The organism is Leeuwenhoekiella nanhaiensis, from assembly GCF_002744755.1.
Lineage (GTDB): Bacteria > Bacteroidota > Bacteroidia > Flavobacteriales > Flavobacteriaceae > Leeuwenhoekiella > Leeuwenhoekiella nanhaiensis.
The window spans coordinates 350303-375863 of sequence record NZ_KZ319290.1; the positions used below are offsets into that span (position 1 = coordinate 350303).

Annotated in this window: 22 protein-coding genes; 17 read left to right on the forward strand and 5 right to left on the reverse strand. The window is 42.8% G+C overall.

Annotated features, from left to right (window positions below; genetic code table 11):
* Positions 1-20 precede the first annotated feature (20 nt).
* A complete protein-coding gene (locus CJ305_RS10440; RefSeq protein ID WP_223248854.1) occupies positions 21-2738 on the reverse strand; it encodes a putative LPS assembly protein LptD in 2718 nt (905 codons plus the stop codon).
* 195 nt (positions 2739-2933) lie between these two features.
* Here CJ305_RS10440 and CJ305_RS10445 point away from each other — a divergent pair, with 195 nt between their 5' ends.
* From CJ305_RS10445 to bshA, 11 genes are all read left to right on the forward strand, one after another.
* A complete protein-coding gene (locus CJ305_RS10445; RefSeq protein WP_099646199.1) occupies positions 2934-4031 on the forward strand; it encodes an N-acetylmuramoyl-L-alanine amidase family protein in 1098 nt (365 codons plus the stop codon).
* Between the two features lie 59 nt (positions 4032-4090).
* The gene (locus CJ305_RS10450; protein ID WP_099646200.1) at positions 4091-5041 is read left to right on the forward strand and encodes an MlaD family protein; all 951 of its coding nucleotides are present in this window, start codon (positions 4091-4093) and stop codon (positions 5039-5041) included.
* A 5-nt stretch (positions 5042-5046) separates the two neighbouring features.
* Positions 5047-6390, forward strand: a complete 1344-nt coding sequence (locus tag CJ305_RS10455; RefSeq protein ID WP_099646201.1) for a 4Fe-4S dicluster domain-containing protein — start codon at positions 5047-5049, stop codon at positions 6388-6390.
* A 32-nt stretch (positions 6391-6422) separates the two neighbouring features.
* Positions 6423-6857: an LNS2 domain-containing protein gene (locus tag CJ305_RS10460; protein WP_099646202.1), complete on the forward strand. Its 435-nt coding sequence runs from the start codon at positions 6423-6425 to the stop codon at positions 6855-6857.
* 19 nt (positions 6858-6876) lie between these two features.
* Positions 6877-7668: a (Fe-S)-binding protein gene (locus CJ305_RS10465; RefSeq protein WP_099646203.1), complete on the forward strand. Its 792-nt coding sequence runs from the start codon at positions 6877-6879 to the stop codon at positions 7666-7668.
* A gap of 209 nt (positions 7669-7877) precedes the next feature.
* Positions 7878-8534, forward strand: a complete 657-nt coding sequence (locus CJ305_RS10470; protein WP_099646204.1) for a hypothetical protein — start codon at positions 7878-7880, stop codon at positions 8532-8534.
* Positions 8535-8547: 13 nt separating this feature from the next.
* Positions 8548-9186 (forward strand): hypothetical protein, encoded by a 639-nt coding sequence (locus CJ305_RS10475; protein WP_099646205.1) that lies wholly within the window; start codon positions 8548-8550, stop codon positions 9184-9186.
* Positions 9187-9206: 20 nt separating this feature from the next.
* Entirely contained in the window at positions 9207-9827 is a 621-nt protein-coding gene (locus CJ305_RS10480; RefSeq protein ID WP_099646206.1) for a hypothetical protein, read from the forward strand.
* A gap of 143 nt (positions 9828-9970) precedes the next feature.
* The gene (locus CJ305_RS10485) at positions 9971-10456 is read left to right on the forward strand and encodes an ABC transporter ATPase (RefSeq protein WP_099646207.1); all 486 of its coding nucleotides are present in this window, start codon (positions 9971-9973) and stop codon (positions 10454-10456) included.
* A 6-nt stretch (positions 10457-10462) separates the two neighbouring features.
* Positions 10463-13378 (forward strand): glycoside hydrolase family 3 N-terminal domain-containing protein, encoded by a 2916-nt coding sequence (locus CJ305_RS10490; RefSeq protein WP_099646208.1) that lies wholly within the window; start codon positions 10463-10465, stop codon positions 13376-13378.
* Positions 13379-13449: 71 nt separating this feature from the next.
* A complete protein-coding gene (bshA, locus tag CJ305_RS10495) occupies positions 13450-14607 on the forward strand; it encodes an N-acetyl-alpha-D-glucosaminyl L-malate synthase BshA (protein ID WP_099646209.1) in 1158 nt (385 codons plus the stop codon).
* Between the two features lie 90 nt (positions 14608-14697).
* Here the strand turns inward: bshA and CJ305_RS10500 are convergent, their stop codons facing one another.
* On the reverse strand, positions 14698-15192 hold the full coding sequence (locus CJ305_RS10500; RefSeq protein WP_099646210.1) for a hypothetical protein: 495 nt from the start codon (positions 15190-15192) through the stop codon (positions 14698-14700).
* 144 nt (positions 15193-15336) lie between these two features.
* Here CJ305_RS10500 and CJ305_RS10505 point away from each other — a divergent pair, with 144 nt between their 5' ends.
* The gene (locus CJ305_RS10505) at positions 15337-18261 is read left to right on the forward strand and encodes an FAD-binding and (Fe-S)-binding domain-containing protein (protein ID WP_099646211.1); all 2925 of its coding nucleotides are present in this window, start codon (positions 15337-15339) and stop codon (positions 18259-18261) included.
* A 1-nt stretch (position 18262) separates the two neighbouring features.
* Here the strand turns inward: CJ305_RS10505 and CJ305_RS10510 are convergent, their stop codons facing one another.
* Together CJ305_RS10510 and CJ305_RS10515 are read right to left on the reverse strand one after the other, a co-directional pair.
* On the reverse strand, positions 18263-19036 hold the full coding sequence (locus CJ305_RS10510) for an aldose 1-epimerase (RefSeq protein WP_099646212.1): 774 nt from the start codon (positions 19034-19036) through the stop codon (positions 18263-18265).
* A 1-nt stretch (position 19037) separates the two neighbouring features.
* Entirely contained in the window at positions 19038-19511 is a 474-nt protein-coding gene (locus CJ305_RS10515) for a hypothetical protein (RefSeq protein ID WP_099646213.1), read from the reverse strand.
* A gap of 132 nt (positions 19512-19643) precedes the next feature.
* Between CJ305_RS10515 and CJ305_RS10520 the strand changes: the two genes are divergently transcribed.
* The 4 genes from CJ305_RS10520 (at position 19644) to CJ305_RS10535 (ending at position 23379) form a co-directional block, all read left to right on the forward strand.
* Positions 19644-20063, forward strand: coding sequence for an OsmC family protein (locus tag CJ305_RS10520; RefSeq protein ID WP_099646214.1), 420 nt, complete (start codon positions 19644-19646; stop codon positions 20061-20063).
* 119 nt (positions 20064-20182) lie between these two features.
* A complete protein-coding gene (locus tag CJ305_RS10525; RefSeq protein ID WP_099646215.1) occupies positions 20183-21232 on the forward strand; it encodes a glycosyltransferase family 4 protein in 1050 nt (349 codons plus the stop codon).
* A gap of 12 nt (positions 21233-21244) precedes the next feature.
* Positions 21245-22384, forward strand: coding sequence for a DegT/DnrJ/EryC1/StrS family aminotransferase (locus tag CJ305_RS10530; RefSeq protein ID WP_099646216.1), 1140 nt, complete (start codon positions 21245-21247; stop codon positions 22382-22384).
* A gap of 2 nt (positions 22385-22386) precedes the next feature.
* Positions 22387-23379 carry an SDR family NAD(P)-dependent oxidoreductase gene (locus tag CJ305_RS10535; protein WP_099646217.1) on the forward strand — a complete coding sequence of 331 codons (993 nt, stop codon included), beginning with the start codon at positions 22387-22389 and terminating at the stop codon, positions 23377-23379.
* A 3-nt stretch (positions 23380-23382) separates the two neighbouring features.
* On the opposite strand, the gene CJ305_RS10540 is transcribed toward CJ305_RS10535, so the two are convergent.
* Complete coding sequence (locus tag CJ305_RS10540) at positions 23383-24120, reverse strand: tyrosine-protein phosphatase (RefSeq protein ID WP_099646218.1); 738 nt, start codon at positions 24118-24120, stop codon at positions 23383-23385.
* Positions 24121-24204: 84 nt separating this feature from the next.
* Here CJ305_RS10540 and CJ305_RS10545 point away from each other — a divergent pair, with 84 nt between their 5' ends.
* Positions 24205-25560 carry a capsule assembly Wzi family protein gene (locus CJ305_RS10545; protein ID WP_099646219.1) on the forward strand — a complete coding sequence of 452 codons (1356 nt, stop codon included), beginning with the start codon at positions 24205-24207 and terminating at the stop codon, positions 25558-25560.
* Position 25561: the final 1 nt, after the last annotated feature.

Below are 25561 nucleotides of genomic sequence, written 5' to 3' on the forward strand. Positions count from 1 at the left end.
TTGACTTCAGATTTAAATTCTTATAGACGTTGATCTGGTGTGCGACGCTGCTCGTATTTAAGGTCGCTAAGTACGTTTGATTTAATACCGATAAAGAAGTTCCATGATGAGAAGGTGCCAAAAGGTGTCCACGCAAAAGTCATATTAAAACTTTCCAGATCCCGTGCAAAGCGCAATTGGGTAGGGGTGAACTTACCCGTGGTAACATCAATACCTGAAGAAGCTCCTACAAACCACTTTTCGCCCAGTTCCACATCGCCACTAAAGTTGATGGCATGGGAGGTAATCCTGTTTTGTCTTTGGGTATTACCGTAATTTACGTTGTAGTTGACCCGCAAATTCCAGGGTATTTTATAGTTGTATAATTCCTGATTCTCTTGCGGGTCTTCATCAGCACCTTCGGCGTCATTAAATTTATTTTGTAATTGTCTGCTGTCTTCACCAAATATATCATCTCGCCTGGCTCCATTACGTGCGGTTTGCGTATCCTCGCCCTCTACATCGTCGTTTTCTTTTCCAAAAGTTTTACTGCTAAAAGAATAGCCGAAGTTAGCACTGGCATTGGTAAGTCTAAATAAGCTACCTCCATTGGCAATATTCAATTTATCGATACGTCTGTTATTATTATTAAGCGCATACGGGTCTAAGGTCATGTTGAAATTGACGCTAAGCTTGCTCTGAATAATGGGAATGGTTCCCCGTACGTTAACAGGGCTTAGTTTTAAGCTGTCTGCAAGAAAATTGTAGTTGGTCGAAATCGCCAGGTTGCTCAAAAGATCAATTTTTTTAGGCTCAAGAGCCGTAGAGTCTTTGTCGCGTACTTTGGCCTCAATGGTGTTGTTTACGTTAAAGCTGATTCCACTTGACTGAAAGTTGCTGGGAGCACCATAAAAACCTCCCTGAAAACGGCTGTAGGTGACTTCACGGGTTAATGGTCCGTTGGGGTCATCAAGCTCGGGAGCTAGAAACGTCTCGTAATACTGGTCAAAAGCCGGGTTGTAATTGAAAGAAACCGAAGGCTTAACTGTATGGCGTATCGCCTGTATTTTTTTATCATCCCCAAAGTTAAACTGACCATAGAGAGTAGTACCAATACTGGTGCTAAAATTATACGTGTTAAACCGGTCAAAGCCACCTACCGTGTCGCGAACAATAGCCTGCTCATCTACATCATAGCGTTGATTGATGGTTTCAAATACCCAGCTTTCCTGAAAGTTGGTGCTCGCCGAAACACTGAGATAGTCAAAAAGTTTAAAATTGGTCGTAATCGGAATACTGTGACGAACGCCCAATTCGGCATCCCGAAACATTTGTGGAGTAAAGAATAAACTGTCGGTAGTTTGTATGCGATTTTCTCCGCTACCGGAGTAGTTAAAGTTGATGTTTTGAAATATTCCCTTTTTGGTTCCCGATTTTGGCGCGAAGGGGTAGATACGCCCTACATTAACCTGTAAACTGGGCAGGGTCATATTTATTTGCTGCGTCTGGGTATTTTGCGAATGCCGTGCTGTAAGGGCCAGATTGACATCGGGTACGGTCTGAAAGGTTTTAGAATACGAAACAGACGAACTCAGGGTATTGGTAAGACGACTCGCCACGTTGTCGATGTTAGTTGACTGCCTGAAATAGTTACTACTTCCCAGGTTTACCGATGCCGAAAAGCGACTGTTAGGACTTGATTTGGTATCCTGACTGTGTGACCACTGAATGTTGTAGGTATTGGTTTCCGAAAAATCAGGTAAGCCACGTTCACTGGCGAGTAAGCGCTCAAAGCGGATGTTTACGTTACCACTAAATTTATAGCGCTTACGATACGAGCTGCTTCCGCGAAGCGCATAACTTCCGTTAGTGTAATAATCACCCTGTAAGGTGAGGTCTACATAGTCATTTATGGCAAAGTAATAACCTCCATTTTGAAGGAAATAACCGCGTTCCCGGTTTTCTCCCGGCGAAGGCAAAATAAATCCGGAAACGCTGGTTTCCTTTTCCATTGGGAAATACGCAAAAGGAACACCTAATGGAATAGGCACATCGTAGACAAACATGTTTACCAGACCGGTTACAATCTTTTTTCCGGGTACAAATTTGACCTTTCGGGCGTAGAAGTAATATTCGGGATCATCCTCATTTTCACTGGTTGTGAAACGCACATTTTTCATAAACACCACTGAGTCATTCACACGCTTACTAACTTCATTTCTGATGTAGAATTCCTGCTGTTGTGTACGCGAGCCGTAAATAAGTGCCTTTTCAGTTTTAAAATTGTATTTGATGGAGTCCGGCTCAACTGTATTAGGTCCCTGAACAAAGACAGGTCCCTGAGTATAGGCTCCCGTTGAGTCTACAATTCCTTTGGCAAAAACAGTATTGCTAGTATTATCTACCACAATTTGCCCGGCTTTTATGTTGATATCGGTATAATTCACCTCTGCCTCATTGTACAAATAAAGCTTGTTTTCCCTGCGGTTAAAGCGACTGTAGTCTGTGGCACTGTATTTGACAATATCGGTAAGCGATTCCCGGGGTGCTCTTATACTGTCTTTGGCAGTGGTGTCCTGTACAGATTCGGGTTTTTGTTCGCTTAGCAACGTTCCTTTGGGGAGTAGCCTGTCAGTCTCTGTAGTGTCTGCAGGGATGGTGTTAAGGCTGCTAACCGGAAGTTCCTGAGACCATACAGACCCACAGCTTATAAGGCCTAAGCCTAGAACCAGTAGTGCTGAGAGGATCTTTGTTTGCAATGGGATTAATACTATTTTTGTAAATGTAAGGGCAAAATTCAAAGTGCCAAAATTACATCTATTTTTTAGAAGCCCTAGGTAAACCCGAGTAAAATAGAAAAGCCCTGGTGATGCTGTACGCTGATCGCAGCAAAACGCAGGTGCAGGTTTTAAAATGTTTGTAAAATAGCCCAACAAAATTGACGTTACCCAAATATGAGAACGATTATAACCTACTTATTAGTATTTATGGTTTTCGCTTATGCGAAAACAAGTTACGCCAATCTAAAACCCACTGACTATAAAAAGTTTGTAGTGGTGATTGATGCCGGTCACGGCGGTCACGATCCGGGTAAGAATACTAACGGCGGCATCAAAGAAAAGGATATTGCTCTAAAAATAGCATTGCTGGTAGGTGATGAACTGAAACGTGATCAGGACATTGAGGTAATTTACACCCGTAAAACCGATGTGTTTATAGGTCTTGAAGAGCGGGGTCATATTGCAAACCGGGCAAAAGCAGATCTTTTCATTTCAATACATTGTAATGCTCACCATTCACAGGCATCAGGAGCGGAGACATACGTTTTGGGATTGCATCGTAACAAAACGAATCTTGAAGTTGCAAAGGCTGAAAACGAGGTGATCTTTTTGGAAGATAATTACAAGGAGAAGTATGCCCAGTATAACTTGAATGCTCCGGAGTCACTTATAGGGCTTACCCTGATGCAGGAAGAATTTTTAGATCAAAGCATTCAGTTAGCGAGTTACGTTCAGGATAATTTTAGAGAGAAATTAAAGAGAAAAGACCGCAGCGTAAAGCAGGCAGGTTTTGTAGTCTTACATCAGACCGTAATGCCCAGCATTCTTATAGAAACCGGTTTTATTACCAATACTGAGGAAGGAAGATATCTGAATTCTTCTAAAGGTCAGCAGGAGATCGCAGGTTCCATCGCTCGTGCTGTTGTAGACTACAAAGATCATGTGAGAGCCAATGATTTTCTACCGATTCAAAAAGAGTTGCCCGTAGCTCAGGTTGAAGATGTGGTGGTTGAAGATGCTGTCTTTCGGGTTCAGATAGCAGCGAGTAGCCGCAGCCTCGATACCAAACCTTATAATTTTAAGGGTCTTTCTCCTATTGAGCGTGAAAAGGAAGGAAAGCTGTATAAGTATTATTACGGAAATACTTCAAATTACTCTGAAATTCAACGTAAATTAAGTGAAGCCCAGGCTAAAGGATATAAAACAGCCTATATTGTCGCCTTTAGAAATGGGATAAAACGAAACGCTAACGATTTTATAAATAAAAGTTAGCAGGTAAAGTCCCAAGAGATTTTATTCCTAAATTTGGGGCTCATCAAAAAATCAGTGCATTGAACATTTCTAGAGAAGTAAAAACAGGTCTTTTAGCTGTTATAGCCATAGCGCTATTGATCTTTGGCTATAGTTTTCTCAAGGGTAACAACCTGCTCAATAATGACCGTACCTACTATGCTATCTATGATAATGTCGAAGGGCTTTCTCCGGGATCTAATGTGACGATAAATGGTCTTGTTGTAGGTAAAGTATTGTCTATTGATTTTGCCGATACCAAAGGAGACCTGCTCGTAACATTCAATGTTCAAAATGATTTTCAGTTTTCAAAAAACAGTAAAGCCCAGATTTACGGAGGTGGTTTAATTGGAGGTAAAAACCTTTCCATAGTTCCTGAATATGACCGGGATGAAATGGCAAAATCTGGGGATACGCTTGAAGGTACCATTGATGAAGGTATTTTTGAATTGGTAAATGAGCGTCTAACTCCATTACAGGCCAAAGTAGAATCGGTAATCAACAGTACAGACTCTGTGTTAACCGGGGTTTCTAATGTACTGGATGAGCCAACCCGCAAAAATTTACGGGAGACCATTGCAGACATCAGCCAGACTGCAATCTACTTCAAAGAAGCTTCAAAAAATCTGAATGAACTGCTGGCAGATAACGATCAGAAATTGAGTCGTACGTTTACCAATCTTGATAAGATGTCGGCTAACTTCAGTAAAGTAAGTGACAGTTTATCACATGTGAATATTAACGAACTGGTAGGCAGAATGGAGAACGTTTTGGCCGACTTTGAAAGCATTTCCGGAAAAATAGAACAGGGTGAAGGCACACTGGGTCAACTCATCAATGATAAAGATATGTACAATAACCTGGAGCGCGCTACCAAGCAAATGGAAGAGTTACTTCAGGATATAAAGCTTAACCCTAAACGCTATGTACACTTTTCGGTATTTGGTAAAAAGCCAGGGCCCTACGAGGAGCCGAAAGACTCACTTAAATAAACCTGATGGAATATTTACCTAACATTCTTTTTATACTGGCTCTTGCAGCAGGTATTGGTTTTTTCGTTGTCAATTGCAGAAAACTCATTCGCAATATCAAATTGGGTCGCGATGAAGACCGCAGCGACAACAAACCACAGCGATTTAAAAACATGGCCAAGATTGCACTGGGTCAATATAAAATGGTGCGCAGACCGGTTTCGGGTATTATCCACGTATTGGTTTATCTGGGTTTTGTCATCATTAATATCGAAGTACTTGAGATCATTATTGATGGGATTTTCGGTACACACCGTATTTTTAGCTTTTTAGGAGGTTTCTACGATTTCTTAATAGCAGTTTTTGAGGTTTTCGCCTTATTGGTTTTAGTGGGTGTAATCATCTTTTGGATACGGCGTAACGTTTTACACATCAAACGTTTCCTAAATAAAGAACTTAAGGGTTGGCCAAAGCTTGATGCCAATCTCATTTTATATTTTGAGGTGGTATTGATGTTGCTTTTTCTTACTATGAACGCGGCAGACCTGAGTCTTCAACTGCGAGGAGCAGAGCACTACGCTCAGGCTTCGGGTATTGTCGGGGCATTTCCTGTGAGTCAGTTTATCGCTCCGATATTTGAAAATATGGACACCGCTTCTGTCATTATGATTGAGCGGGCGGCCTGGTGGATACATATATTAGGTATTCTGGTTTTTCTGAATTACCTGTATTACTCCAAGCACTTACACATTCTTTTAGCCTTTCCAAATACCTATTTCGCCCGACTTAAACCACAGGGTGAACTTGATAATCTGGAAGCGGTTACTAATGAAGTGAAGTTAATGATGGATCCTGATGCCGATCCTTATGCCATGCCGGAAGAGGGTGCGGCAGATGAGGTTCCGGCAAAATTTGGTGCCAGTGAAGCGACAGATTTGAGTTGGGCACAACTTTTAAATGCATATACCTGTACCGAGTGTGGTCGTTGTACCAGCGAGTGCCCTGCACATCAAACCGGTAAAAAATTATCACCTCGTCGTATTATGATGGCGACCCGCGATCGTATTGAAGACATCGGTAAAAATATTGATGCTAATAAGGGGGAATTTAAAGAAGACGGTAAGCAGTTACTGGATGATTACATAACCCGCGAGGAATTGTGGGCCTGTACAACCTGTAACGCCTGCGTTGAAGCCTGCCCGGTAGGAATCAATCCGCTTTCCATAATCATGGATATGAGACAATATCTGGTTATGGAGCAAAGCGCGGCCCCTTCTGACCTTAATAACGCTATGACCAATATTGAAAATAATGCAGCTCCCTGGCCGTTTAACCAAATGGATCGTGCGAACTGGATAAACGAAATCTAGCAACCAACCATAATTATTATAAATTGAATCTCATGAAAAAAGAGGAAGTAGACAAAATGTTAAGTGAAAAATTGCAGGATGGCGAGCATGTAAGTCCGGTACTGCCAGAAGGTGTGAAAAACTACCTCATTGATATAGACGGTACTATTACCGAAGATGTGCCAAATGAGGAGCCAGAGCGTATGGCAACCTGTAAACCATTTCCGGATGCTTTGGCAACCCTAAATAAATGGTATGATGAAGGTCATATTATTTGCTTTTTCACCTCACGCACCGAAGAGCATCGTAAAGTTACAGAAGCCTGGCTGGAAAAACATGGCTTTAACTACCACAGCTTATTGATGGGCAAACCCAGAGGCGGTAACTATCATTGGATAGACAATCACCTGGTACGTGCAACACGCTATAAAGGGAAATTTACAGATTTGGTAGAAAAAGACGTTACCATAGAAGTATTTAAAGACTAACTCAAAAGAGGAAAATCTTATGGCAGAAGCGATCAAAGTTCCTACAATGGCAGAATTTATGGCACAAGGTAAAAGCCCTGAAGTTTTATTCTGGGTGGGTTGTGCCGGTAGTTTTGACGACCGTGCAAAGAAAATAACTAAGGCTTTTGTTAAGCTATTGGCGAAAGCTGGTGTTGAGTTTGCGGTATTGGGAACTGAAGAGAGCTGCACCGGTGATCCGGCAAAACGCGCCGGAAATGAATTTCTATTCCAAATGCAGGCCGTTACCAATATTGAAGTGCTTAATGGCTATGAGGTAAAAAAGATTGTAACTGCCTGTCCGCATTGCTTCAACACCATTGCTAATGAATATCCCGGTTTGGGGGGTAATTACGAAGTCTTGCACCATACCCAGTTTTTAAAGTCCCTTATTAACGAAGGTCGTTTAACTGTTGAAGGCGGTAAATATAAAGGCAAGCGCATAACGTTTCATGATCCTTGCTATCTGGCGAGAGCTAATCGTATATATGAAGCGCCAAGAGATCTTTTAGCTAAGCTCGAAGTGGAGCTTGTAGAAATGAAGCGTTGTAAAACAAAAGGTTTTTGCTGTGGTGCAGGCGGTGCTCAGATGTTTAAGGAACCAGAACCCGGGAACAAAGACGTCAATATTGAGAGAACCGAACAGGCATTGGAAACAAAACCTGAAATAATTGCCGCAGGTTGCCCTTTTTGTAATACCATGATGACTGATGGTGTCAAAAACAAAGAAAAGGAGTCTGAAATTGAAGTTTTAGACATTGCAGAAATGATTGCAGCAGCAGATGATTTATAAATACTGTAAAACATAAGTTTAATTCAAGCATCGTGAGAACGATGCTTTTTTTTTTCAAGCTAAACAATATATAAGAACATTATTTTGTAGTTCAAAAACCTACACTTCTTTTTGGTTTAGTTAAATTTTAACTTTATATATGTATTTCAACGATTATATTTGCATTTAATCCTTTAATCTTTTTATATTAGCAGGGTAACTAACAGGATATGTACAGTTTTACCCCAAATCAAAACTTTGTTCTTATAGTATATAGTGTTTTTAGTATACTATTTGGCACCTGCCAGATATCCGCTCAGGGAGTGGGTTTTGGTACTACAAATCCGCAGGCGACGCTTCACGTGGCCGGCGCGATGCAGTATATCCCAGATACGTCAGTGCAGCCTAAACGCGTCGTAGGTATTGACGATACCGGTCTTCTTGGTGAAGTTGATCTGGGTGATGATTTTGGAATTATTAATAATGAACTTACGATTATAAACGATTCAGGTGCCGACCTACTCAATATTGAGGATTTATCGGTTACTACCAATACGCTAAGCAGCGGTAATATTTATCACAATTTTGACATAGCCTTAGATGGAGTGCATCAAATGACTCCAATTGTGAGGCTTAATGATGTTTCAGGTAATTACAGCATAAGCGGTTTTCAGGATGGCATAGACGGAAAGCATATTTACGTTTTAAATGAATCTTCAGTCAATGTTACTTTTCTTGATAGATCTAACGGTGCAAACGCTTCAAGTGATGAAAACCAGATCATCTTGCCAAATGGAAGCAGTATGGGACTTAGTGGTAAGGGAGTGGCAGAATTCATTTATGATGGTAGAATAAATAAATGGCTACTGGTCAACCTTAGAAATTAAAAACCTCCGGCGTATGAAGAAACAATTACTCTTGTCTTTAGGAATTATTTTTTTTGGAAGCGGTCTAGTGACTGCCCAGGTGGGTATTGGTACTTCAAATCCACAGCATCAGTTAGATGTAAATGGTAATGTCAGAGTACGTGATCTTTCTTCCACAGGTCTTGATCTTACCGGTACAACCTCAAATGGTTTGCTTCGAAAAACCGAACTGGGTGGAGGCATTATTAAAGAAAATAACAAAAAGGAAATTCGGCTCACCCCAACAAAATTATCCTTGGGAGAATACGATTTAGATACAGTGACTCCCGATAAAAATAGTGGAGGTAACCGTTTCTACAATAATCTGGATTTAGATATTAATGGCAGTAACAAAGATATTACGCTGCTTACCGTATTCAATACGGGAGGCAAGGTCTCTATAACCGGATTGCAGGGAGGTACTCACGGTCGACGTGTAATTATTTACAATGCTGGTTCTGCAAATATGAGCTTTGAACAGGATAATAATGGATCTCTACCTCAAAACCGAATTCTTACCCTTGCCAATGCTTCACGTTCTACTTCAGGGCAGGGATTTTGTGAATTAGTTTACGATGAGAATGGTGGTGATGATGGTTTAGGACGCTGGTTTATCATCAAGTTTCAGGAATAAAACATAACAAACCCCAAATTATGAAAACAGTACAACTTATTGTCGTTGCCTTTGTAAGTATTCTGCCTTTCTCAATTCAGGCTCAGGTTGGTATTGGGACTACCCAGCCTACCAAGATGCTTGATGTTAATGGGACCATTATGGTAGAGTCTGCAATTATTGACAAGAATGTAGATGCTTTGGTTGCAGCAGATGAAAATGGTGTACTTACCACTATTGATTTGGGTCAAAATTTGGTTTTAAACGAAGGCCGAATCTCTATGCGCAGTTCAAGTTTCTATTCGATGGGAGTAAGAGACCTGAAGAGTATTATGGTTTTCCCGGGAGGAATTACAAATAATCTGGACCTTAAGATTGGTGCAGGGCAGGCCAACGAAGATAAAATAGTTATCAAGCTGATCAATACACCGGGAAATATTAAAATTACCGGGATTCGGGGAGGATATGATGGGCGTCACGTATATCTGTATCAGGATGACAAAAGCACACTTACTATTCTTAATATGAGTAACTTGTCACTACCCGGCAATCAGGTAGATACGTTAACCGGTTCATCCTTTAATATTTCAGGACAGGGAATGATTGAATTGGTGTATGATGGCCCTACCAGTAAATGGGTAGTGATTTCACATATTGAGTAGTAAAGCATCCGTACATTAAAAGCATATGTGCTTCGTCTGAAGCAAAAGACAAACTTCTGGCTTTTAGAGCCTTTTAACACTCTGTTTCCACATCAACTTTGCGATAAACCTTAAGTTTGTGATCTTACACAGGATCACTTTTTATGCTTATTCAATTTAAGGAATTACCTCAAACTTCGCGTGTCTGGATTTACCAGAGCGATCGTAAATTTACCGAAGAAGAACTTCCCAAACTCAAACAGGAACTTGCTGTTTTTCTGGAGCAGTGGACTGCCCACGGAGCTGACCTCAATGCAGGTTTTGAGATTAAGTACGATCGCTTTATTGTGATAGGTCTTGATCAGCACATAAACGCTGCCTCAGGATGTTCTATAGACGCTCAGGTGCGTTTTATACAAAAACTGGAAACGGCTTATGATGTTTCGCTTCTAGATAAAATGAATGTGACCTACATTCAGAATGACCGACTTCATTTTAAACCTTTGGCCGACTTTAAAAAGATGGCTAAAGACGGTGCTGTGGGTAAGAATACCACGGTTTTCAACAATTTGGTCAATACCATTGAAGAATATGAGGAACATTGGGAGGTTCCCGCAATAGAAAGCTGGCATAACCGTTTCTTTAAATAAAAAACAATGCTGCAAAAATCACTTTTCCTAATTCTCATACTAGTTATGGGTTTTCAGGCTACCGCACAAACCAATAACCCACTCGTAGCAAAAGAAATCTCAGAGCAGCAAGCCTGGGTAGATAGCGTGTACAATGCCATGAGCCTAAAGGAGCGCATTGGCCAGCTTTTTATGGTTGATGTCTTTTCGAGCGATCCTAAGGCCAAAACCGATGCGATTAAATCGCTCATTCGCAATCAGCATATAGGTGGTGTGATTTTTTCTAAAGGTGGTCCTATGCGGCAGGCCAAGCTCAATAATGAGTTTCAGGCTGCAAGTAAAGTACCTTTGCTTGTTGCGATGGATGCGGAATGGGGTCTGGCGATGCGTCTCGATTCTACCTATGCTTTCCCGTGGAATATGACTTTGGGAGCTATAAAAGACAACAAGATTGTTGAAGCAGTAGGGAGACAGATAGGTTTACACAATAAGCGTCTGGGGGTGCATATCAATTTTGCCCCGGTAGTAGATATCAATGTCAATCCCGAAAACCCAATTATCGGAAACCGGTCTTTCGGTGAAGACCGTAATAATGTAACTCAAAAAAGTATTGCGTTTCTAAAAGGAATGCAGAGCACCGGTGTTTTGGGCAGTGCCAAGCATTTTCCGGGGCACGGGGATACCAATCAGGACTCGCATAAAACCTTACCTACGATACCTTTTTCGCGCAAGCGTCTCGATTCTATTGAGATGTATCCTTACAAACCCCTTATTGATGCAGGTATTGCCAGTATCATGGTTGCGCATCTCAATGTGCCGGCTTTAGAAAGTCGAAAAGCTTACCCCACTTCGATTTCTAAAAATGTGGTGACCGGTTTGCTCAAAGACAGTCTTGATTTTCAGGGGTTGATTTTTACCGATGCCCTGAATATGAAAGGTGCCGCTAACTTTAAGGAGCCCGGAGATATCGATCTGGAAGCCTTCTTAGCCGGAAACGATATTTTGCTTATAAGTGAAAATGTACCGAAAGCAGCAGCTAAACTAGAAGAAGCCTATAAAAACGGAAGCATTACTGAAACCCGGCTCGCGCGCTCCGTCAAGAAAATTTTATTTGCCAAGTTTAAAGTAGGCCTTAACGCTTATCAGCCGGTTGATACGCAAAATCTGTATGAAGATTTAAATAACCCGGAAGATGATGTGATTTATACTAAAGCGATGGCTCAGGCTCTGACCGTTTTAAAAAATGACGGTGCGATCCTGCCCGTTAAGGATTTAGATGATAAGAAAATCGCTTACGTAGAACTGGGCGATGACAGCGGTAAAGCTTTTTACGAAGCAATGCGGAAATATGCCGATGTGACCCAGGTAAGTGGAGCAAGCACGACCGAGCTTTTACAGAAACTGGAAAAATTCAATTATGTCATTGTTGGTTTTCACCGTTCTAACGAAACACCGTGGAAATCCTTTTCCTTTTCAGCTCAGGAGATTGCTACAATCGAAGCTGTGGCAGCTGCTAAACCTACCGTGCTCGATGTATTTGTACGTCCGTACGCCTTGCTTCAACTTAAAGATCTTACTAAACTGGAAGGCGTGGTGCTTTCGTATCAAAATAGCCGTATTGCACAGCAGCTCAGTACTCAGCTTATCTTTGGAGCGATCAGTGCCGAAGGAAAACTTCCCGTTTCGCTCAATCCACATTTTAGAATCAATACCAGCTACGAGACCGGAACCTTGCGTCGCCTTAAATACGGCATCCCCGAAGAGGAGCAGATGGACTCCCAAAAATTACAGGGAATTGATAAACTGATGCGCGAGGGACTTACCGATCTGATGTTTCCGGGAGCTCAGGTGCTTGTAGCCCGTCATGGAAAGGTGATTTTTGAAAAAGCCTATGGTTATCACACCTACCGTAAAAAGCAACCCGTTGGGCTTGACGATGTGTATGATTTGGCTTCAATGACCAAAATTCTGGCAACCCTACCCGTCTTGATGCAGCAATACGACGCCGGAATGCTCAAACTTGATGATCAATTAGGAGATTTGCTTCCGGTATTAAAGGGGACTAATAAGCAAAACATCACTGTAAAAGAAGTTTTATCCCATTATGGGCGTTTAAAACCCTGGATTCCTTTTTATACGGCGACTTTTGATGAAAGCGGCAAGCTTTCCAAAAATTATTACCGCACCCGCCCGGAAGACGAATTCAGCATTAAAGTTGCCGAAGATTTATACCTGCGTAACGATTACCCGGATAGCATAATAAAAACCATTGCAGATTCCGATTTGCTATCGAGACGTGTTTACAAATACAGTGATCTTTCGTATTTCCTTTTCAAAAAATACCTGGAAGATACGTTAGGCTCAGATCTCGACACCCTGACCCAAAGACGTTTTTATGAACCGCTTGGAGCTTTTGAAATGGGTTACAAACCGCTGACCCGCCTCTCAAAATCTAAAATTGTTCCTTCTGAGAATGATACCTACTGGCGTATGCAGCAGGTGCAGGGCTATGTGCACGATATGGGTGCCGCGATGGAAGATAATGTTGGCGGTCACGCCGGCCTGTTCAGCAATGCCAATGACGTGGCCAAAATGATGCAGATGTACTTGCAAAATGGCTATTATGGTGGTAAACGCTATTTTTCGGAAAATACGATGAAGGCCTTTAATACCTGTTATTATTGCGATGAGGGCGTGCGCCGCGGGGTAGGATTTGACAAACCTCAATTGGGAACAGTAGGGCCTACTTGCGGATGCGTAAGTAAAGCAAGCTTCGGTCATTCGGGCTTTACAGGCACATTTACCTGGGCTGATCCGGAGTCTGAGATCATCTACGTGTTTCTTTCTAACCGAACCTTTCCCACGGCAGAAAACCGAAAGTTGATTACTTCCGACTTAAGAACCCGCATTCAGGAGGTAATTCAGGAAGCGATCATACTGTAGTAACTTCTTAATTATTTCTAAAAAAGCGCTTTTGCAATCTGTGCCGTCTGATTATTGAGTAATTTTAGACGATGAAAATTGCTATAGTTTGTTATCCCACTTTTGGAGGAAGCGGCGTAGTCGCAACCGAATTGGGAATCGCGCTTTCTAAGCGCGGTCACGAGGTTCATTTTATTACCTACAAGCAGCCCGTACGCCTTGACCTGCTCAACGAAAAGATATTTTTCCACGAGGTCAATGTGCCGGAGTATCCCTTATTTCATTTTCAGCCTTACGAACTGGCGCTTTCCAGCAAACTGGTAAACATCATAAAGGGCTATGATATAGATGTGCTTCACGTGCATTACGCCATTCCGCATGCCTATGCGGGGTATATGGCAAAAAAAATGCTGGAGCAGGAAGGGATAAGCATTCCTATGGTGACTACACTCCACGGTACAGATATTACCCTAGTAGGTAACCATCCATTTTACAAACCTGCTGTTACCTTCAGTATTAATAAAAGTGATGTCGTTACTTCGGTTTCTCAAAGTTTAAAAGACGATACCAATCGGTTGTTTGACATCAAGCGTAAAATAAAGGTGATTCCTAATTTTATTGATTTGGCAACCGTAAAAAATACCTTTACAGACTGTCAGCGCGGGCTAATGGCCAGCGAAAATGAACGCATCATTACGCACATCAGTAACATGAGGGAAGTAAAATGCATCCCTGATGTAATCAGAACTTTTTACGCGATTCAAAAGGAAATCCCTTCAAAACTCATTATGGTGGGTGACGGCCCTGAACGCGGACCTGCTGAAGACCTGGCTAATGAACTGGGCATTGCACCTAAAGTGGTTTTTCTGGGTAATAGCAACGAGGTAGAGAAAATTCTGTGTTTTTCAGATCTGTTTTTACTTCCTTCTAAAGCCGAAAGCTTTGGTCTTGCCGCACTGGAGGCTATGTCGCACGGGGTTCCGGTAATTTCGTCTAATGCAGGCGGTCTTGCGGAAGTAAATGTTCACGGTTTTTCTGGTTTTCTAAGCGACGTGGGCGATGTTAGCGATATGGCTGCTAACGCCCTTACGATCTTACGCACCGATGCCGGGCTTAAAAATTTTAAAGCACAGGCTAAAGAACAGGCCCAAAATTTTGCGATAGAGAAGGTAGTACCCTTATATGAAGAGGTGTACACCAAAGCCATTAAGCGCATTGCGCTCAAAAAGAAACCTTCCCTGACAAAGTAATACCCTCTCTGTTTTCAGTTTAAAACTGAAGTTTTAATGCATAAAAAAAGGCCGTCAATCGACGGCCTTTTCAATAGTGTTGATTTCTTATTAGAACTGGTAACGCAAACCTAATGCGATATCAAAACCTAAATCATCATTGAAGTCGTTAAACCCGATTTCTGGTCTGAAGTCCAAAGAAATTAAAAGCGGAATGTCAAAATTATATTCAATACCTATATCTCCCGCTCCAAAGGCAAAAAATTCAGATCGTCCATCGTAAACATTATCATTGGGACGATTATCGTATGAAACGCTTCCTAAACCACCACCTACACCGGCGTACCAGTTAAAGCCACCGTCAATATTCCATACCCATTGGTAAAGAGCTGCAAGTTTAAATGCATCGTAGTATTTTCCATCATTGATACCAAGGTCTAATTCCAGACGGTTATTTCCGCCTAAAGCACGTTGGTAGGAGATTTCAGCACCAAAACCATCATTGTCTCCAAGTCGTAGACCTAAAGCATTATCTGCAATTTCCTGAGCCTGCGAGCTAAATGAAAAGCCAGCGATTAAAACAAAAGCTATAAATAATTTTTTCATAATTAATTCGTGTTTGTTAATACTTGATTGGTGCAAATGTAGTTTTAGAAAGTACACGCTATAGTAGTGCCTGCGCCAATCTTTTGTTAAGCTTATCTAAGAATCTGTTAATAGCTGTTCCGTGAATAATTGTACCTTTAGCCTATGATTACAAGCCTTGACGAAGCTCTCGATACCCTAACCGCATCACTCGAAGGAGAGTTGTTGACCGATCAATTGCACCGCAATTTATATGCGACAGATGCTTCGGTTTACCGCCGGCTGCCTCTTGCGGTGGCATTTCCAAAAAACGAGGAAGACCTCAAAAAACTGATCCTTTTTGCTCAGGCCAACAAGGTTGGGCTCATTCCCCGTACGGCAGGTACTTCGCTCGCCGGGCAATGTGTAGGAGAGGGGGTTGTGGTAGATGTTTCGAAACATTTTACGAGAATTATAGACTTTGATCAGGAGAAAAAAACGGTTAAAGTTCAGCCCGGCGTCATTCGGGATGAGTTAAACAGTTTTCTGGAATCTCACGGTTTATTTTTTGGTCCGAATACTTCTACTTCAAACCGCTGCATGATTGGCGGAATGGTAGGCAACAACTCTTCCGGTACGACTTCTATTCAATATGGCATAACCCGCGATAAAGTGGTTGAGCTAAAGACCCTGTTGAGTGACGGTAGCGAAGCGGTTTTTAAAGATTTAACTGCGGAAGAATTTGCGCAAAAGCGAAAACTACAAAGTCTTGAAGGGAAAATTTACGACACGGTGTATCAGCAATTAAAGGACAAAGAAGCTCAGGCCGATATAAAAAGCAACTATCCCAAGCCCGAAATTCACCGCCGAAACACCGGTTATGCGCTTGATGCACTTTTGGATAATGAGGTGTTTTCCAATACGCCTGAAGCCTTCAATATGTCTAAACTGCTTGCCGGGAGCGAGGGAACTTTGGCATTCACAACAGAAATTACTTTAAAACTTGACGAACTTCCCCCTGCAGCAGGGGTGATGGTTGCGGCGCATTTCAAAACCATTAATGCCTGTCTCGAAGCGGTTGTGCCGGTAATGCGGCATAATCTGTATGCCTGTGAAATGATGGATAAGGTGATTTTAGATTGCACCCTGAATAATCGGGAGCAGCAAAAAAACCGGTTTTTCATTCAGGGCGATCCGCAAGCCATTTTGATGCTTGAGGTACGTGCGGCAGATTTAGATACCGCACGCCGGCAGGCTCTTAAGCTTATTGAAACGCTGGATGCATCGGGATTGAGTTATGCGCATCCAACGCTCGAAGGTCCTGAAATCAAGCAGGCGCTGGAGTTGCGCAAAGCCGGTCTGGGTCTTTTGGGCAACATCGTAGGCGATCGCAAAGCGGTTGCGTGTATCGAGGATACGGCGGTAGCTTTAGAAGACCTCGCTCCATATATTAAAGAGTTTAGCGCGTTGATGGAAGAGTTTAAGCAGGATGCAGTGTACTATGCCCACGCCGGTGCGGGGGAGTTGCACCTGCGACCCATTCTCAACCTCAAAACCAGCGGTGATGTTGTGCTGTTTCGGCAGATTACCACCGCTGTGGCGCAACTGGTTAAAAAATATAAGGGCTCCATGAGCGGGGAACACGGCGACGGTATTGTACGTGGTGAATTTGTGGAGTTGATGCTGGGTAAAGCGAATTATAAGCGCATAGAAGCCATTAAAAATGCTTTTGACCCGCAGCATATCTTTAATCCGGGGAAGATTGTTGATGCGCAACCGCTTGATACGCATTTGAGATATACGCCAGACCGCGAAGAACCGGAGGTAGAAACCCTGATGGATTTTTCAGATTCTGAAGGCATTTTGAGAGCGGCTGAACAATGCAACGGAAGCGGCGATTGCCGAAAACTTCCATTGGCCGGGGGGACGATGTGCCCCAGTTACCGCGCCACCCGTAATGAAAAGGATACGACTCGCGGCAGGGCTAATGCTTTACGGGAATTTTTGACCAATTCGCCCCGAAAGAATCCCTTTAATCATAAAGAACTCAAAGAAGTTTTTGATCTGTGCCTCAGCTGTAAAGCCTGTGCCAGCGAATGTCCCAGCAATGTGGATGTAGCAGCATTAAAAGCTGAATTTGAATACCAGTATAAAAAAGAGAACGGGAGCTCCCTCCGCACTCGTGCTTTTGCCTTTAACAGCTACCTTAATCGCTTTGCTTCTGTAGTGCCGGGCGTTACAAACGGTTTGTACACCGGTAAACTCACCGGTAAGTTTATCAAGAAAACCCTGGAGGTGGCTCCTGAGCGCAGCCTTCCGCCTTTGGCTAAAAAAACCTTGCGCAAACGTCTTAAAAAGCTGCGGGCTTTCAATCCTAAAAAGCCAATAAAAACCGTCTACCTCTTTGTAGATGAGTTTACTAATTTTCTGGACGCCCAAATTGGTGAAGATGCGGTGGTGCTTCTGCAACGCCTCAATTATGAAGTGCGTACGATAGACCACGCAGAGAGCGGACGCTCGATGATTTCCAAAGGTTTTTTAAAGGAAGCCGCTAAGGTTTCCGACAAAAACATTAAGGCATTTAAGAATCTTGTTGATGCAGAACACCCGCTTATCGGGATCGAACCTTCGGCTATTTTAGGCTTTAGGGATGAATACATTCGGCTGAGTGAAGATGTAGAAGCCGCAAAGATTCTGGCTAAAAATGTGTTTATCATTGACGAGTTTATCGCAGCCGAAATCAAGTTGGGAAATATCACCTCCAAATCTTTCACCACTCAAGCCAAAAGACTCAAGATTCACGGGCATTGCCATCAAAAATCCCTCAGCGGGATGGAACATACCTTTACGATGCTCAACCTTCCTGAAAATTATAAACCAACGCTTATTCCTTCCGGATGTTGCGGTATGGCCGGGTCTTTTGGGTATGAAAAAGAGCATTACGAACTCAGTATGCAAATAGGGGAGCAGACCCTGTTTCCGGCTGTGCGTAAAGCGCCTTCAGACACGCTTATCGTGGCGCCGGGTACCAGTTGCAGACATCAGATTAAAGACGGGACACAACGCGAGGCATTGCATCCCGTGACCGTTTTACGGGAAGCTTTACTTTAATTTAAACGGATAAAGTCACTTTAAACCGCGCCGGCTCATTGATGAGTTGTCTAAAACCCTTATCCAGATTTTTCTGCTCGACAGCGTAGGGATAAAAGCTTATCGGCTCGATGCACAGCATATTGGTGACTTCGGTCCACAACATAAAATTGCCAAATCCCTGCGAACTGATGCGCAGTGTTTTGGCGTCCTTAAGTGTGATCTCGGTACAATCTGCAACCTCGTAAGCCCTGCTGCCTACTGCGAGAATATCCTGTAATGGAATTTCCTCTTTTGAAGTGACTACGACCGGATTTTCACTGTGTAATTTAAATGCGGGATGATAACCCAGCATAAACGGCATCTCTTCGGGGCCGGTAATGATAAATTCAATTTCCAGAGCGTTTTGCTTGAGGCTGAATTGCTTCTGAAACCTGAAATCATAAGGCCAGGTCAACCATTCTTCGCTAGATTTTTTCGGGAATTTGGAGTTTTTAACCGGAGTATTGGCCATGTAGGTTTTCTGAAAAACTGCCCGGGTATCTGTAGCATTCACGCATTGGTATTTAAGTTCGCGTAACAACCCATGCTGATCTAGAACCGCATCTCCTTTAGGTGTTTTTACCTTAAAACCGGCTTCATCAGTAGGGCCTATGATGGGGAACATTTCGTCGTCAGACTTGCCCCAACCGGGACTGCCAACCTGGTGTATGTATTCGTGTCCGTCAGCCTTAAAGCTCACGAGTGAACCTTCATCTAATTGTACTTTTAATTGGTCAAGTTGTAAGGTGGTCATATCAATCTAATTTTTCAAGTGCATGTATATAGTCTAGCTGCAGATCTTCGTGCAGCGCTTCGATCTTTTTGGCGATGTATTCCTTCTGGCGCAGATACAGGTTTCGCAATACATTGTTGTTACGGATAGCCGGCCGTACTTCCGTCATTTTTTCGCAGAAATACAGCAGAAGCGCAACTTCCGTTTCTTTATTGCCGGAGTAGCGGGCGTATTTTTTGGTTTCCTTCAGAATCTTACGGATGCCTTTCTTCATCCAGTAATAATTCTTGGTATTGATGGTCTCAAATTGTTCGGCGATCAGCTCTTTGACGCTTTCCACATACCCGGTTTCATAATCAGATTCAAACAGCAGGTAGGTAAGCAATTCTTTGTTTTCTTTCTTGAATTTTGCCAGTTTGAGGCAGATTTCGAGCAGGTCTGCCTCGTCCCGATGCTGCAATTCTTTCTTTAGTTGAGAAACCGTCGCTGTCTTCATACCCGCAAGTTAGCCAAAAAGCTGTTAAAGCCCGTTAATACTGGTGTTTCAAAAGCTAAATTATCTTTAAAATGTTGCAGGAGCGTCGTCTGATGCCTAGTTTTAGGTATAACCAAATGAAAAAATAACATTATGAAATTTACACGTAACGCATCTGCAACTTGGAAAGGAAGAATAAAAGCCGGAATGGGAACTATTTCTACCGAAAGTGGTGTACTTGATGCTGCAAAATATGGTTTTGCTACCCGTTTTGAAGATGGAAAAGGTACAAACCCGGAAGAATTAATCGGAGCGGCTCACGCAGGATGCTATACCATGCAGTTATCTGCGTTTTTAGGCGAAGAGGATTACAATCCTGAAAACCTGCACACCGAAGCTAAAGTAACTTTTGAAGACGGTGCGGTAACTAAGGTGCATTTAACCTTAACCGGCAAAGTGCCGGAGTGCAGCGAAGACGAGTTTTTAAAGTTGGCCAACAAGGCTAAAGAAAACTGTCCGATCTCAAAATTGCTCAAAGCCGAAATTACGCTTGACGCTACTTTAGAATCCTAATTTCTTGCAGAACAAGATAAAATCAAAAGTCGCCAACAGGCGGCTTTTTTTCATTTAAGATGATTTGTAAACAGGTTTGCTTTGGCCTTGCGTATATTTGAAAACCATAAAGTTGATACGTGCCCTACTCTTTAGCCAATTTACTGCCGCCGTTTATAGCCCTGTTGCTTACCTACGGTTTATGTATGCTGCTTTACAAAACCCATTTGGCAGACTATTTTAACGATGTTGGTGGCGGAAAAAAGTTGCACAAAAAAGCAGTGCCGGCATCGGGAGGTATTGCGATAGTTCTGGGAATTTTTGGGGCCTCGGCTTGGTTTTATCCCGAATTTCTTATGGCCGAAAAATGGCTTTTCCTGGGGCTTATAGGCATATTTATTTTGGGTTTGATAGATGATCTCAAACCACTAGGCTGGCTACCCAAACTTATCACCCAGCTCGTTCTCATTGGCTTTGTGGTCGTGGTGGCCGATGTACGTTTGGAAACGGTTTTATTTGAAGACCGTTTTCTACTGATGCCTAATGCGTTAAGTGTTATTCTGAGTATAGCGATTATCACCTTTGGTACCAACGCGTTTAATTTTATTGACGGTTCAGACGGACTGGCAGCTCTCGTTGCGCTTACGGCAATTTTAGGCATGCTGTTTTTTCAGATTCCTTTTTTCAATCCGTTTTTATTTGTAGTGGTTGCTGCGGTATTTGGTTTTAGAATGCTCAATAAAAAACCTGCCAAGATCTTTATGGGTGATAGCGGTTCGCTGTTTCTGGGCTTGTTGTGCAGTGTGTTACTCATTAAATTTATTGAAGCAGACCTTTCTACAACAAATTACTGGCTTGAGACTTACAGCCAGCGTCTGCCGGTCGCAATAGCTTTATTTTGGTTTCCCCTTTTTGATACGTTGCGGGTTTTTAGTCTGCGTCTTCGTGCCAGGAAATCGCTGTTTGAGCGCGATAAGCTACACAGTTATTCCTTATTGTTGCGCCTGGGTTACCAACCTGCCTTTATTGCGCTTGTGGTTTTTCTGGCGACCCTGATTCAGGTATTGGGGGCGGTTTATCTGGTTCCTGTAACCGGAATTTATCTGTATTTTGTTATACAAATGATGCTTTGGTTTGGGTTTCATTTTTACCTCAGACTTTTGGTAAAGCAGTTTAAAGAAGAAAAGTAATACCGTGTATTTATGAACAAAACGCCAAAAATAGGTCTTTCGCTTCCGTTGCTTAACGAAACGGATACTACCGCGGTGGCGGAGGCTTTGCAGGCGAACTGGATTACAGCCGGAGGTCCTTTTGTACAGACTTTTGAGCAAGATTTAAAAGCGTATTTAAACACCGAAGCTGAGGTTGTTGCTTTAAATGCAGGTACTGCCGCCTTACATCTAGCGCTTATTTTGGCGGGGGTGAAAAGTGGCGATTTTGTGATTTGCCAGACGATGAGCTATGTGGCCACTGCCAATCCTATCGCGTATCTCAATGCCATTCCGATTTTTGTGGACAGCGAGCCTGAAACCTACAATTTGGACCCCGAGGCAGTGCTCGAGACTATTCAATTTTGTGTAAGTCAGCATAAAAAACCGGCTGCCATTGTTGCGGTTCACTCATACGGTATTCCGTGCAAAATTCAGGAAATCGCAGCGATAGCACAGGAATACGAGATTCCGCTTATTGAAGATGCTGCAGAAGCACTCGGAAGCAGTGTTGCTGGAAAGGCCTGCGGGACTTTCGGCGATTTTGGAATCTTATCCTTTAATGGCAATAAAATCGTTACCACCGGCGGGGGCGGAGCACTGATTTGTAAAAATAACGAACAGGCAAAATTGGCACGGCATCTCGCGTGTCAGGCAAAAATCACTCAGCAAGCTTTTGAACACGATGCGGTGGGCTATAATTATGCGATGCCCGGTCTCAATGCAGCTCTGGGTAGGAGTCAGTTACAGTCTTTGGGCGCTAAGATTTCCGCAAAGCGAAATATACACGCAGTGTATAGCGAAATTTTCAAAGAGCAATCAGGTGTTACATTGTTAAACGAACCACCGGAATGCTTTTCAAACTATTGGCTGAATGTTTTGCGTTTTACCGAAACAGACTCCGAAATTACACCCCAAGGCCTGATGCAATACTTGCAAAGTGCCGGAATTGAGAGCCGCCAACCCTGGAAACCCTTACATTTACAGGGAATCTATAAAGAACAGCAGTATTTTGGGAATCCCGTTGCCGAAAGTCTTTGGCAAAACGCCCTGTGCCTGCCCAGCGGTGCCGGACTCACAAAAAGCGAACTTAACTACATTCAGGAAACGCTAATTGCGTATTTTTCACGCTGATTATGATGCAACAATCAGTACAGAACGAAATCATTCTAATCACGGGAGCAGCAGGAAGCATTGGCCGCGAACTCACCCTGGGTCTTGCGAAACGCAATCCAAAACAGTTGATTCTGGTTGATTTTGCCGAAACAGCTTTGCACAGCCTGCTACTCGAATTAAAACAGGCCGCCCCGAATACCGCGATCAGGTATTTTATAGACAGCATTTGCAATGAAGCTTTCGTTGCGTATCTGTTCAATGAGTTCAAAGTCACGACGCTTATACACGCGGCGGCTTACAAGCACGTGTCTATGGTTGAGACTAATGTGTGTGCAGCTATTAATACCAATTTTACAGGAGCTAAGCAGATTCTCGATAAGGCGATAGCGCATGAGGTAGCTCGATTCATCTTTGTTTCAACAGATAAAGCAGTAAACCCCCAAAGTGTGATGGGGCGCACCAAAAAGCTTTTTGAAATGTACGCGCTGAGGGAGCAGAAGCAAAATCCCGATATTAAAATTCACATCCTGCGGTTGTGCAATGTGTACGGTTCGTCAGGTTCTGTTGTGCCTTTGTTTGAAGAACGAATTTCTAAAAATCAGCCACTTATCATTCGCGGAAAGGAGTCCAGAAGGGCTTTCGTGCAACCCGGGCAGTTGATGCCTATGTTAGACGTTTTGATGGGGGGTGCAGCTTCGGGAGTCTATATTCCAAAGGATTATGAACTGTTAACCGTACCCGAGGTTGCAAAACGGGTGCTGGAATCCTTCGGTATCAATAAGGAAGATTATCCTCTGGAATACGAACCGCTCTTTTCATCCGAAAAAGAAAATGAAGAGCTTAAAGCTTCCACCGAAATGGAAAGTACTGCGTGTACCGGATCATTGGTCTTGGTTAGCAATACCAAAGAAACCCTGCTAGATTCAGCCTTACTGCAGCAATGTATACGTTCCGCCCAAAGTTACAGAGTAAAAGAAGCTCAGTCTCATTTAGAAAGACTTACTTCAGCATAAATTTTAGCTAAATGTCTCAGTGGTGTTGCTGATGATGCGTTCCAGAGCCTGCTCGTATTTACCCGGGTATTTGGCGTTCTTCAGGTTTTCAATATGCCGCATATGATGGGTATCTGTTCCAAAGAAGTCAAACATCCCATCTTCCAGAAGCTTGAGGGCTGTTTTGGCAATTCCCGAACCGTAATAGCCGGTGATTGAAAGGGCATTAAGCTGAAATTTACAGATGCTCTTCAATTCGGTATAGGTGTCGTATTTACTGTGGTAAAAGGCATAGCGCTCGGGATGTGCCAGTACGGGAACAAAGCCGGCATTGCCTATTTTAAACAAAATTTCTCGCAGGTTAACCGGAGGTTGCAAATAAGACATTTCTACCAAAACAAACTGCTCCTTAAGCGGCAGGATTTTTTTGGCTTCCAGTAAATCGGTAAAGGCACTGTCCATCATATACTCAGATGAAGCACGTATGTTGAACGAATCCTGGCCTTTTTCGGCTAAAAATTCTTCCAGTTTTGTTTTGGCTCCAAGGATACTCTCTGGAGTATTGGGGTGAAAATCACTCATGGTATGCGGTGTGCAGATAAGCTTTGTTATTCCCAGTTCCTTAAAATGAGAGAGCAATGTCAGAGAATCTTCTGGTGTTTTAGCCCCATCATCGATTCCGGGTAGTATATGATTGTGAATATCTGTAAATTCGCCTAATCTGGAGGCGAGGAGTTTTTTAGAACTGAAAATAGAAAACATGCTGCCGGTTTATTTAGTGTAAAAATACATGTATTGACCGGTTTAAGATGTTAAACACTTCCTTCCACATTTAAACAAACAAGTATGAAAACCCTTTTTAGTTTCCTGAGTCTGATGCTCGTTTCTGTATTACAGGCCCAGGACAGTCTGGTGACCTCAATAGAGCTGCGCGGAATGGCTTCAAGCGGCGATGCTAATAACTTCTGGTTTTATGCCAATCAAAAAGGCCGCGTAGATGAGCAGACTAACTTTTATGCTCTGGCAGAGACTAAATATGAAAAGGCTTTAGATGAAGACAATCGCTTTGAATTGGGCGGAGGGGTATTATATAAAGATGGTTTGTATGACGGTGCAATAATAGACCAGCTTTATGGCACCTACCAGTGGAAGATCATCAGGGCCGATCTTGGTTTAAAGCATCGTGACGAAAAGTTAAGTGGAATCTCAAGTGTAGGCGGTGATATCGTATGGAGTAACAACGCACGCGCTTTACCCGGAGTATATTTACAAATGACCGAACCCTTCAAAATTTTTAAATGGTTTGAAGCCAAAGCCACTTTTGGGCATTATTTTCTGGGAGACGACCGGGTGGTTGAAAATGCACAGGTACATCACAAAAGCCTCGAGCTGGCACTGGTTTTTTCGCCGGGAGACCGTCTGAGTGGGAGTATGAAGCATTATGTGCAGTTTGGTGGAACCTCAAGTAACCCCAATTTCGGCAAGCAACCTTCCGGTTTCAGGGATTTTATAGATGTTTTTTTTGGACAGGGATCCAGTAATGCCGGTTCTTTTGACGGAGAGCAGGTAAACTCCTTAGGAAATGGTTTGGGGTCTTACGAACTTGCCTATGACTTAACCCGTGAAAACTTTTATTTACGAATGTACCATCAGTCACTGTTTGAAGATACTTCCGGGATTGAACTCAGCAATTTTCCTGACGGGGTTTGGGGCGCTTATCTGGAGCCGGAAAACTGGGGTTCTATAGATGCTGTTATTTATGAATATGTTCAAACCGTATCTCAGAGCGGGCGCTTCTCGAAGGATCCTACTCAGGGTAGTGTAAGTGGCAGCGACAGTTATTTCTGGAACGGGATTTACAACACAGGTTGGCAATACCACAACCGCATCATTGGTTTGCCTTTTGTAATTCCGGACCGCGTTAATCCAGAAAACAAAAATATAAACGACCGTTTTTACATTCATCACCTTGGAGCGACAGGTAGTCTGGGTAAATTTAATTTTAAAGGTAAAGTGAGTTATGTGAAAAATTTAGGTACTTACGGCAGACCTTATCCTGTAACTGAAAAAGCCATTTATTCTTTTCTGGAGCTCACGTATCCCAGTAATTTCGGGAGTTTCACCGGTTTGTTTGGCGTAGATTACAGCAATCTCTCTAAAGAAAACCTGGGAATCGGCCTCAACTACCGGTATCAGTTTTAGA